Below are 11586 nucleotides of genomic sequence, written 5' to 3'. Positions count from 1 at the left end.
ATGTAAAGCTCTTTGCCCGAAACCCAAAACGTATGCGGACTGATGGCCGGTTTATTTGGCTGAAAGCGATTCACTCGCACCGGCGCGCTTGGGTTGATGATATCAAAAACATCAATGTAACCCTGATTTTGCGCTGCGAGATAAAGATAGCGCCCATGAATTTGTAAATCATAAACCGAGCCGTCACTCGGCACCACGGCAAGCAATTGCGGGGAGGTTGGTATGCTGACATCATAAAGATAGGCATTGCGCGCCGAACCGTTGAAACCCCAGCCTGCGATGGCGGCGAGACTGCCGCATCCCGTCACCTCACTGTAGCGAATGGGATTACCGACAGCAGGCGCGGGATCAACAGATTTGAGCAAACGCAAATTCGGCGTGTTTTGTGCAAGTGCAGCAGAAAAACTTGTGAAGGACAATAGTGCGGCAGCAAAAAGTAATTGCCGTTTCATCAAATCTCCAGATTGATTCGAAATGTTGGTTATTTTCAGGCATTGGCATTAATGCAAGCCATTCAGACCCCCAAAGGCTGAAAGCCGGAACCTAAAATTTCCTGCGCCGGCATGACCATCACAAAAGCTTGCTCGTCCTCGGCATTGACAATGGCCTTGAGGCCCGGCATTTCATTGATCGTCACTGCGACAAGCAGCACTTCACGTTCCTGGCGCGAATGCATGCCCATGCCGTGCAGCGCGGTTACCCCGCGTTTGAGATCGCGCATAATGCGTTCTGCAATAACCTGTGCTTTGACGGCAACGATCATACACAACAGTTTTTGTCCGCGCATCCGTCTTCGGTTTAAGAGGCGGCGCCGCGCCGCCGTTCCGCGTGCAGAAGCATCCTTATCCTTCACTTCCAAGGCGTGCCAAAGCGCGTTGAGAATCGGTATGTCGCCGGATTTGGGCAGAACTTCTCCGGTTGCCTGTTGCAAGCCGGCAGTTCCCAATCCCACGATGAAAAGGATCGTGTTATAAATGACCCCAATCAAAAAAACGACATAACCGGGAAGCGGGCCAATCGCGGACCGTGAGATAAATTCCGCCCACGACGCGGCGGTGGTGGGATGGATAAGGCCTTTGAACAGCCATGCCAGGGCCAGCACGAGGAAGATCCACATGTAATTGCGGCGAAAGCGCCGGCCAAAAGCTTCCCACATACTGATGGGAAAATCCGGCGCTTGCAGCGTTTCAGAGAGCCGTTCTGCCCAATAGGGTTGCGGCGCAAACGGCGGCACCAGCATGTTGCCAAAAAAATCCGTTTCCATCAAGCGCGTGCGATAGGCCCACAATTCATAGTAGCGATAGCGACGCGCTTCGATCCACAAAAAAATGGTGACGAGCAGAGTATTCAGAATCAGCACGCCGCCGTGATGGGAAGGATCGGAAAGCGTAAAGCTGAGCGCGGCGCCGGCCGTCACCACGGCCCAGTTCGTGGTATTATCCAGGCGTTGGCGCCAAACATTCGAACGTTGAATTTCAGCGCGATAGTAGTGCACCATCGCGGTATTGAATTCCGCCGGCCGCATTTCGTAGCCGCGGAATTTCCAAACCGGCTCATTGACGGATTGTGACTGCTGCGCGTTTGGATCTGCTGGGGCGCTTCCGGTGGTGGGCATGGCTTTGCAATTTAGTCGAAGTGGGTCTTTATAGTTTTCTGCTGCAACAAAAGCAGGTTTGTGTGAATGTATGGTTAAAACCAATACCGTTCACTTAGTAGCCCTGCCCCCTCGTGGGGCACTGCAGGAAGATTGAAATTATTTACGTTAGCATCGGCCCACAGGGGCCGGGACTACGAACGAAATGTTAAGTGAACGGTATTGTAGTTAGTGCCTGTTTTGCCGGATTGACTCAATTAATCAACCAAAAGAATCTTCTGAATTAGAAGTCAATATTGATGCGAGCACGAAGCCGCGCAATGACAACAGGCATTCCGGTGTGTTTGCAACAAGCTGTGAACGCGCTAGCAAAGCGGCTCAACTCGCCTCATACAAACACCCCGAGGAGCCGATCCAGGTTTTGTTTTTGTTGAAATCGACGCCCATCATCTTGCCTTTGCTCAAACGCGCCAGCCAATTTACCAGCCGGGGTTTTTCCTGCCAAATAAACATCATGCGAATCTCAGCTTTGGCCGGCTCGTCCGGCGTTTTGATGAGAGGGGCATAGGTGATTTTTTCCTGCAAAATATAGTTGCTGCGTTCCTGCGCTGGTATCGCCTCGAGCTGCTCGCGCGTCACGTCGATGATCACACCGCTGCCAGCGAACGAAAACAGCGGCTTCAAAACATAATTACTCAACGGCTCGGGATAGTGTTCGAGCGCGTTGAGAAAAAACGTGCGCGGCACGGCCGGATGATCGAGATAGGGCATGGAAAATTTGCTGATGCGAAAGTACCAATTCGGATGCCCGGCCCATTCCACCGCCAAATCGTCGCGAAAGTCGAACTCGATGCGAATATTTTTTTTGACGAATTCGTCAATGATGACGCGATTATAAATGCGATGAATCGGAATCTCCCGGCCCTTGTCAAAGTAGTAAAGCTTGCCTCCGCGTTTTTTGATCTTCGTCACGCACACGGCCTTCACGCCGGTAAAGCGCTCCGTGCAAGCAAAATCGACTGCCGTCTTTTGCTTCTCCGGCTCGATTTCCATGAGAATGACATTTTCTGGATCATGTCCGGCGAGCAACGCCTCTTTGAACAGGAGCAGATATTCCGCTTCAGTCAAATCGCCGAGCAAGTATTTTAAATTTCCCAATTCATAGGCTTTGATGAAAGACTGGCATAGAACGACTTGATAGGCATAAAGCGAGGGAAAGCCTTGCAATTCGATGAGCCTGGGTTCAAGTTGCCCATTTTCATTTTGCGTGAGGGCAAAGTCGATCGCCAAAAACAACGGATGATTGTCATCATTCGGCACGCGGAAGGCCTCCGGCACAGCCGCGATCGAGGCGCGCAAATATTCGGGGCGGCTTACCTGCTGCGCCAATTCCAGGGCAGCTTGCTGGAGATGCAACCGAACCTCTGCGGGCATGAACACCGGCGTTTCGCACACGCGAAAATCGACATGCGCGCCGGCGGCCTCATCTAGTTCGCGCAAAAATTTTTGATAGTTCTCAACAGAAAAGCGCCGGTTGAAATCGTCGCGCAAGCGGGGAACCATTTCCCATGACTCCTCTTAAAAAATAGCAGCGGCAGATGATTGCGCAACAAATTGCAACCGGCAGGCGAGAAGTGCAAGTTATTTCTAACAGGGGAAACTTGTGAGGCGTTGACGGATGGTTTTTGTGTTATTAATTCGACTTCGGCAGATTCCATTTCGGACCTGCGAAATACGCCAAAAGCCTTTTCAGCGGGTGTAATACTCTATCAAACTGCAAATGAACGCTAATAAACGCAAATTAAAGTTACCGAATATTTGCGTTTATTAGCGGTTGCAAAAATAAGCACATTGTTTGAATGGCGTTCCTGCATTTCGCGCAAGCCGGTGGTGAACACGAATGCTATTTCCCCGGAAGCGATGCGCGCCGGCAACGCCGCTAACGTAAACAGTCGGCTAAGGCGCCGTCTTTGTAAACCGGCCGAAAAACCAGAAACTTGCCCAGCAGTCCGGTGCTTCCTTTAACAAAGCCTGTTTGGTTGCATTGTCCGTTTTTGATCTCCAGTATTTTGTGTTCGCCGTTGTGCACGTAGTGAACCCAAACATCGCCTTTGATTTTGTCGATGATGCGACGGAATTCAAAATGAGGAATGAGCAGATTTTGGGTCTTCAACTCGTCGAACTGTTTGTGCGTCGCATCAATGACTTCGACCAGATCATCTTGATATTTGGCAACCTTCAACCATCTCGGCATGAAGATGTGATTCCACTCCCCGCCTTCCGTGCGCAAATTGCTGTACATCGCGAAGGCGACATGGGTTTTCAATCCCAAATAGGGATTCATGCCGTTGAACACGACCACCAACGGCAACATCCAGAGCAAACCGGGGTTGCTCCAGCGCAACGCGGTTTTCGGCGCCGGCAAGCCCAGTATTTTTTGCCGGCGCAAGACAATCACATAAGCGGCAATCATGGTGAGTGACCAAACGAGCCAGACGGTTTTACGCAAGCGTTTCGAATCCAAAAAATCTGCCGCAAAACCGGCGACGATGCCGAGAAGTATGACGCCGATGCCCATCCAAAGATAGCGGTGAATCTGCTCACGCTGAAATTGGCTGAGCCACTGGCGCAGCGCGCGTAAGCGGTCATTTAACGCTTGAATGAATCTTTCGTCGGTGAACAGGAAGTAGTTGGCAAAGGCAAATGCGGAAAAGGTCCGATGGCCGATCAAGCCGAGCATCAAATGAAACGGTATGCCGATGGCCAGCGCGTAGTAGCGCGTCTTGCGGAAAATGAGAAAAATCGGCAGGACGAGCTCAATAATCAGTGTACCCCAGATCGACACCAGCGGGCCCCAATGATAATCGGGCATGAACGTAAATAATGCCGGCAGACGGTTGTACATGGTGGTGGCGCAACTGATGGCTGGATCAAAAAAATCCCAGTTGAGCTTGTGCAAGGTGGCGAAGAGGTAAATGATAATCACCGAGGCGCGCATGACCGGCGCAAAACGCCGCAGCAGGTTGTTGGTCGATTTACGGTTGTTCAATCCCAGCGTGTACCAACTCCAACCCGGCGCGCCGATTTGATGACGATTCTGGTAAAGGGTCCAGAGTACCGCGATCACTATAACAAGATTGATCAATCCTTCGGCAAAAATGTGATTTGCCAGCCGCGGCCAGCGCGTGACATTGTACGAAAAACTCACCAATGCCAAAAGACCCAACAGCGACACCGAACGCGGATTGAACATCAGCAGGATAGCCGCGAGGGTTACGGCATATCCCAGAATTCTCCCCTTCGGCAGCCAATCCCAAAAAAACTCCTGATGCACCAGGGCTTGACAAGCCCACAAGAAGGAAAAAACCGTCAGGCGATAAACTCTCTTCTCGGGTGTTGCAGAATGTGCTGATGTGGTGAAGGCCATATAAAATACCCCTCCGTTTGTTGAGATGTGACGATCTTGATCCAACGGAATGAATTGACGGTACTCGATTTTGCGAATAGGCAATTCCGGTCTATTGTGTGAAACGGTGTTATAACGAGTATTCGCCAAAAGGCCTTGGCGGACGATGATACACGTTTGCCTGTTGGATTCGGATGAACTCAAGAACAACCACATTTTCCGAATTTACTTTAGCTCGCAAGTAAGCGAATCATACCGTTCGATGACAAAACACGCCCGTAAAAATGCTGGAGGGTTATGCGAATTCCGGGAAAACCGATTAATCGTCCATGGGAGGTTGGTGGTGGCTTCAGCGTTTCCTACGCTGCCCCGATGTTGCGCAAGCTACGTACCTTCGCTGTCGTAGTCTTGCGGAATGGCAGAATTCGAATTTGCTTAAATTTTACGTTTCGAGAGAGACGAGAGAGCGCCGTCATCGCAATCTTTTGAGGGCAGCGCGAGCAGCATGATAGCCGCACATGCCATGCACACCCGCGCCCGGCGGAGTCGAAGCAGAGCAGAGGAAGAGATTTTTGCGAGGAGTCTGGTAGGGATTGATCCGGATCACAGGCCGGGTGAAGAGTTGCCGCCAATCGGTCACGCCGCCGATGATGTCGCCGCCAACGTAATTGGCATTATAGTTTTCGAAATCGGCCGGAGCCATTGTGTGCCGGGCAAGAATGCAGTCGCGAAAACCCGGAGCAAAGCGTTCGATCTGATTTTCCAAATATTCCGTCATGTTTTCCGCGCCTCCGGGCGGGACATGGCAGTAGGCCCATCCCACATGTTTATCCTGCGGCGCGCGCGACGGATCAAACAGGCTTGGCTGTGACACCAGCACAAACGGCTGCGCGCTTGCTTTGCCTTGCCAGCAGGCGCGTTCTGCCGCTGCGACTTCTTCCAACGTGCCGCCCACATGCACTGTGCCTGCGCGGCGGCATGCGGCCGCCGCCCACGGAATCGGTTCGCTCAGCGCCCAATCGATTTTGAAAGCGCCCGGGCCATGCCGGTAACGCAACAAGGCGCGGCGATAGCCCTCGGGCAAGCCATTGCCAGCCAAACCAGCCAGCGCGCGCGGCGCAACGTCGCACAGGATGACTTCGGCTTTGGGCAACTCGTCAAGCGTCACAACGGGCCAACCGCAGACCAACTCTCCACCCAACGTTTGCAGGTAGCGCACGAGGGCGTCAGCAATCGCTTGCGATCCACCGCGGGCAAACGGCCAGCCCACCGCGTGCCCCATGGTCATCAACATCAGGCCAATGGCTGCCGAGAGCGGTTGCTCTAACGGCAAGATGGCATGCGCGGCGTTTCCGGCAAACAGTGCGCGTGTTTGTGGTTGAGTGAAATGGCTTTGCGCCAGCGCTGAAGCAGACCGCAGCGCGCGCAAGCCAAAGCGCGCCAGCGTGAACGGGTGGCGCGGAATTTTCAACGGGCCCAGCACATCCTGGAGCAGGTCTCCCGCGCTTTCAATCAATGGGGCAAAAAGCCGTTGGTATCTGTTGCCATCGGCGCCGAGCTGCTCGACAGTTTCCGCCAGCGAGCGCGACAGGATCGCAGCCTGGCCGTGATCCAGCGGATGCGCCAGCGGCAGATCCGGGTGCAGCCATGCAAGGCCGTGCTGCTGCAACGGCAAACTGCGCAAAAAGGGTGAAGCAAGTCCCATGGGGTGTACGGCAGAGCAGACATCATGCAGAAAACCGGGGAGGGTCAGCGGCTGCGTGCGCGTGCCGCCGCCCGGGGTTTCTTTGCCTTCGATGACCAAAACGGCGGCGCCGGCTTGCGCGAGCGTGATCGCGGCGGCTAATCCATTCGGGCCGGAACCAATAACGACGGCATCATAGGTTCGTTTTTGCGGTGAGTTGGAGCTGGTTCGGGGTGGCAATCGTCTCTCGAGGCAATTGGATGTTCAAGGGAGCAACAAGACAAAGATTCATACACACGAGACGTCGAGATCGCAGAAATAGATTGTTGCCCATCTCCCCTTTTGATTTATTTGATCTTCACAACGACGCAGGTTAAATCATCGAATTGATCCTCACGGCCGATGAAATTGCGATGTTCCTTGCGAATCAAATCGAGCAGATCGCCGGCTGAGCCATGATTGTTGCCTGCGATCAAATCGAGCAGGCGCTCTTCGCCGAATTCCTCGCGCTTGTTATTCATGGCTTCGGTGAGGCCGTCGGTATACAGCACCAGGGTATCGCCTTTCTCCAGGCTGCACGTTTCTTGTTGAATGATGCGCTCGAAAATTTCGCCTTTTTCCAGGCCGAGCGCAATGCCGGGCGGCTGCAGCAATTTTGTATACCGGCTGGCATGCTTGTGAATGATGATGGGATTGTGGCCGGCGCGCGCGCACATGACGGTTTGTTGCGCCGGATCAAAAATAAGATAAAACAAACTGACGAACATGTTGCGGTCAGCGGTTTGATAAAAGCCGCGATTCATGCTGCATAGGATTTCCTTGGGCGAGGCATGCGGCAGCGCGCGCGCCTGCAAAAAGCCTTTGGTCAACGTCATGTAAAGCGCGGCCGGCATGCCTTTGCCGGAAACATCGCCGATCACCACGCCTAGGCGATTTTCATCCAGGGTCACGAAATCATAATAGTCGCCGCCGACTTCTTTGGCCGGTTCCGAGTGCGCCGCAATGTCAAGGCCGGGCAATTGCGGAATTTGCTGCGGCAGCATGCGAAGCTGGGCTTTGCGCGCGATTTCAAGCTCCATTTTCAAGCGTTCGCGCTCGGTTAAATAGCGCACATAGCGCGGCGTAATCGTGCGGTCGCTGATTTGCTTGCCGCGCGCGACGGCAATGTAGCCGAAGATCAGCAAGGCGAACAGCAGGCTGAGCGAAAACCAGCCCGCAGCGCGAAAACCGCTGTCCGGTTGCGCCAGCAACGTCATGGCGTGCGGCAGGGCGGTGGCAATGCCGATGCCGAATGAAACGGTGAGCAGATCGTAGCGCCAATAAAAAACGTAGGTGATCACGCCAATCAGCACGGCAAAACCTGCTTGCCACCAGCGATCATGAATCGTAAACGTGCCGCTAAAAACGGTTTCGAACAACAACAGCGTTAGCGCCGCGGCGACCAAAGTATTTTTTAGCCGGCGATTAAAAAAACTCAGCGTAAAAAGCGGCGCGTAGGAAGTGAACAAAACGGCGGAATAGATTCCGAAGAAAATGGGCAAACCGGCCGGCAGGAACGCTGAAAAAATTTGTTCGTCATAATGGCTTGTGACCAGCCATTGTTCCGGTTGTTTGATGAAGGCGCGCACCAACGCATACCAACATCCCAAGTGAATGAACGCCAACGCCGCGCCGCGCAAAATGGCGTAGCCGAATTCCGGAAAGAAAAAACGGCCGGTAAAGAGGGCGTCGTAGGCGCGCAATTTTTCCGGCCAGACTTCGCGCGTCAGCGATTCACCGCTAATCCAAACCAAAAACACGCCGACGGTAACGATCACGGTCAATAACAAAATATTGATGTAGGTGGCGACAACATAAAAACCGCGATTGTCGGAGAGCAGGCTCTCACGGGTGATGCCCTGCGCCGGCACCACGTTGATGAAAAAAAGCAGGGTACACATGAAGATGAAGCACGCCAGCGCCAGGGCGTTGCGCAACCCCACTTCTCCGGCGCGGAAACGCAGCATGAAAATCACCAGGCTGATGGCGGCCATCAACATGAGCAGCACAGTTCCCGCGGCGTGAAACCAATTGGCCGCGTTGACGCGCTGGGTGTACTCTTCGGAAAAGTCCCGGGGGTATTGCACCTGCTGCATCCAGCCGCCGATTTTGTCGCCCAACACAATGGCTTTGAGCCGGAGCTTCATGCCGCCTGCGGCAGGCGCGCGATTTTCCCAGATGAAATTATGATCCGTGCGCGCCTCTTGTTTGATCATCTGCGCATCGACGGTTTCATAGTCTTCCCAGTCAATGCCTTTATGCTGCGCCAGAAAGTCGCGCGTCAATAAGCGCGCTGCAGCCTGCGGCATCATCTCGCCTTCGACGTTGGTCGGCAAAATATGCTCAAAGTGAAATACCTCGCCGGTGGGCGACGCCATGAGTTGAAAACGCTCGCTTGTCTCGGGATGGCGATAGATTATCTCCCACGCCGCAACTGGATGATGCCGCTCAATCAGGGCGCGCTCATCCGGTGTGGCGTTTTGCGCCTGCAAGAAGCTTTCCTGTTTGTCGTCAATCACGAGCATGATGTTTTCTTCGAAGCCGGCGACGTTATAATCGAGCGACTTCAAATAGTCGCGCGCGGCGGCCTCGGCTTCGTCACGATTAAGCTCGATATGTAGTTTGGCCGCCGGCGTGACGCGCTGGAACAGCGCGAAGAACAGCGCCGCGCCCAGCAACGCTAAAACCAGCAAAACGATATTGTCTTGTGAGGCAGTGCGGTTGATTTCAGACTTCATGGCACGGGATTGAGCAAGTGGCAAGTGACATCGGCTTATCGCGCTTGTCTCTGCAATTGTTTTTACTTGATCCAGCGAATCGAGGTATGTCCGACCCCCATCTTAATATAAAAATCGAGTTTACTCTGGGCCGTATCGTAATTCTCGGAATAGTAGGTATCGCCCTGCTTGACGAAATCGCGCAGGCTGATGGGCGAGAGAAACGATCCCTCTTTGCGGACGCGCACGCCCAACGCACGGCTCAATGCGACGGAATTGACGCCCACGCCGAAATTCATTTCGACTTCACCCTCGCCTTGATAATCGCCGTCAAATGACAAATCCGATTTGCCGGCGCCGCCGTTGAAGATGAAACTGCGGAAATTGGCGTAACATAAACCGCGCGCATCGATCGAGGCTGCGCCGGAGTTGATGCGCAGATTCGGCGTCTCGGGGTTCGGCTCGCGAAATTCGATATCCAACTCTCCGGCGCCCACATCGAGATTGAGACTGGCGACTTTCAAACCGCTGAAATCAAGCAGCGCATCAAACGCGCCACCTTCAATGTCGAACGTGATGGGAATCTGCGGCGAGAGCTTGAGGCGCCAGTGATTATCGCGCAGCCGGTCAAGATCGACATTGTCATTGCGGCGCTTGGGGCTGTGAATCCATAGCGTCGGCGAGGTACTGGTGCTATCGAAATCAATTGTCGGACGATGCTCTTCGCTTGAAAAACGCAAGTCCAATTCAGCCAGCACGCCGTCGGAAGCCGGTTCCACATCGAGCCGACCGGCGGCATATTCGAGATCCAGGCGCAACGCGGTTTGATTCGTTAATGCGATGGTTTGCCGAATCACAAGCTCTTCACTTGCAGCACGGCTGGCTCGACTCTCGCGGCGGCGGTCTGCTTCACGATCGCGATCTGCCGGGCGCTCACGGCAGGCGACAACGAGCAACGCGCTCAGGAGTACAATACATGATCTTCTCATATCTCCCTCGCAAAGCTAATGAAAATTATCAGACGATTCTACCCAGCGTTTGGGCGATAATTGGCGGCTTACTTTTACGGGCAGTATTTCCAAAAGTTAAGCCCAAATTGCAACCGGAAGGCGAGAAGCGCAAGGGATTTTTTTGCGTATGTCATCCTGTCAAACATGATTGCCAATCTAACTTTCAGTTGACAAATTTTTTGCCAGCCTGTCAGAAATTTGGCACTGGTATGCTCTTTGTTTATCATCGTTTCGATGGTTGATATTGATAAAGAAATTTGCTAATGAATTCCATTATATCTCGTCAATATTGCGAGAAAATTGAGGAGAACATGACATGACGCTCGATAAATTTACACTCAAAGCGCAAGAGGCGGTAGCTGCCGCGCAGCAACTTGCCTCAGAAACCGGACAGCAGCAGATCGAAGTCGAACACCTGTTGCAGGCAATGTTGCGTGACAGCGAAGGCGTCGCCGTCGCAATCCTAAAAAAGCTGGGCGCGAATGTGAGCCTGGTGCAGAGCCGCCTGGAAGATGAGTTGCGGCGCATGCCGCGCGTCTCCGGCGCCGGCGCCGTCGGCAACATTTACGTTTCGCACCGGCTGGCAAATGTGTTCAATCAGGCGCAAAACGAAATGCGCCAGCTCAAGGACGAATACGTCAGCAGCGAGCACTTGCTGATTGCGATTGCGGAAGAAAAACAAGGCGCAGCCGGCCAGCTTTTGCGGCAGCAGGGCGTCACGCGTGACAACATTTTCAAAGTGCTGAAGGAGATTCGCGGCACGCAGCGCGTCACCGATCAAAATCCCGAAGGCAAATATCAGGCGCTGGAGCGTTTTGGCCGCGATGTCACCGAGCTGGCGCGCAGCGGCAAGCTCGATCCGGTGATCGGCCGCGATGAGGAAATCCGGCGGGCGGTGCAGGTGTTGTCGCGCCGCACCAAAAACAATCCCGTGCTCGTCGGCGACCCGGGCGTCGGCAAAACCGCGATTGTCGAAGGCATTGCGCAGCGCATCGCGCACGGCGACGTGCCGGAATCGCTGAAAAACAAGCGCCTCATTCAAATCGAAATGGCGACGCTGGTCGCCGGCGCGAAGTACCGCGGCGAGTTCGAAGAACGCCTGAAGGCCGTGTTGAAGGAAATCCAGAGCGCAGAAG

Annotated in this window: 9 protein-coding genes; 2 read left to right on the top strand and 7 right to left on the bottom strand. The window is 53.7% G+C overall.

From position 1 onward, the window contains the following. From FBQ85_18755 to FBQ85_18725, 7 genes are all read right to left on the bottom strand, one after another. Nucleotides 1-452 (bottom strand): hypothetical protein (locus tag FBQ85_18755; GenBank protein MDL1877175.1); only part of this gene is annotated, 452 nt, incomplete at its 3' end. Nucleotides 453-514: 62 nt separating this feature from the next. Then, nucleotides 515-1615, bottom strand: a complete 1101-nt coding sequence (locus FBQ85_18750; GenBank protein ID MDL1877174.1) for a DUF2270 domain-containing protein — start codon at nucleotides 1613-1615, stop codon at nucleotides 515-517. Nucleotides 1616-1972: 357 nt separating this feature from the next. Beyond that, nucleotides 1973-3157, bottom strand: coding sequence for a hypothetical protein (locus tag FBQ85_18745; GenBank protein MDL1877173.1), 1185 nt, complete (start codon nucleotides 3155-3157; stop codon nucleotides 1973-1975). A 376-nt stretch (nucleotides 3158-3533) separates the two neighbouring features. After that, nucleotides 3534-5216: a hypothetical protein gene (locus FBQ85_18740; protein MDL1877172.1), complete on the bottom strand. Its 1683-nt coding sequence runs from the start codon at nucleotides 5214-5216 to the stop codon at nucleotides 3534-3536. Nucleotides 5217-5472: 256 nt separating this feature from the next. Next, nucleotides 5473-6924 (bottom strand): NAD(P)/FAD-dependent oxidoreductase, encoded by a 1452-nt coding sequence (locus FBQ85_18735; GenBank protein MDL1877171.1) that lies wholly within the window; start codon nucleotides 6922-6924, stop codon nucleotides 5473-5475. A gap of 107 nt (nucleotides 6925-7031) precedes the next feature. Then, complete coding sequence (locus FBQ85_18730) at nucleotides 7032-9461, bottom strand: hypothetical protein (GenBank protein MDL1877170.1); 2430 nt, start codon at nucleotides 9459-9461, stop codon at nucleotides 7032-7034. A gap of 62 nt (nucleotides 9462-9523) precedes the next feature. Then, nucleotides 9524-10429 carry a hypothetical protein gene (locus tag FBQ85_18725; protein ID MDL1877169.1) on the bottom strand — a complete coding sequence of 302 codons (906 nt, stop codon included), beginning with the start codon at nucleotides 10427-10429 and terminating at the stop codon, nucleotides 9524-9526. Here FBQ85_18725 and FBQ85_18720 point away from each other — a divergent pair. Together FBQ85_18720 and FBQ85_18715 are read left to right on the top strand one after the other, a co-directional pair. Next, nucleotides 10417-10692, top strand: a complete 276-nt coding sequence (locus FBQ85_18720) for a hypothetical protein (protein MDL1877168.1) — start codon at nucleotides 10417-10419, stop codon at nucleotides 10690-10692. The genes FBQ85_18725 and FBQ85_18720 overlap by 13 nt on opposite strands. Nucleotides 10693-10766: 74 nt before the next feature. After that, the coding region (locus FBQ85_18715; protein ID MDL1877167.1) for an AAA family ATPase at nucleotides 10767-11586 on the top strand (820 nt) is incomplete at its 3' end.

It is taken from the genome of Cytophagia bacterium CHB2, from assembly GCA_030263535.1.
GTDB lineage: Bacteria > Zhuqueibacterota > Zhuqueibacteria > Zhuqueibacterales > Zhuqueibacteraceae > Coneutiohabitans.
The sequence above is the reverse complement of the archived record's forward strand: the minus strand, read 5'-3'. Positions and strand labels throughout refer to the sequence as shown.

Coding starts and splice junctions, on each gene's coding strand:
- FBQ85_18750 (MDL1877174.1), bottom strand. CDS start 1,615: ATGCCCACCACCGGAAGCGCCCCAGCAGATCCAAACGCGCAGCAGTCA.
- FBQ85_18745 (MDL1877173.1), bottom strand. CDS start 3,157: ATGGTTCCCCGCTTGCGCGACGATTTCAACCGGCGCTTTTCTGTTGAG.
- FBQ85_18740 (MDL1877172.1), bottom strand. CDS start 5,216: ATGTGGTTGTTCTTGAGTTCATCCGAATCCAACAGGCAAACGTGTATC.
- FBQ85_18730 (MDL1877170.1), bottom strand. CDS start 9,461: ATGAAGTCTGAAATCAACCGCACTGCCTCACAAGACAATATCGTTTTG.
- FBQ85_18720 (MDL1877168.1), top strand. CDS start 10,417: ATGATCTTCTCATATCTCCCTCGCAAAGCTAATGAAAATTATCAGACG.
- FBQ85_18725 (MDL1877169.1), bottom strand. CDS start 10,429: ATGAGAAGATCATGTATTGTACTCCTGAGCGCGTTGCTCGTTGTCGCC.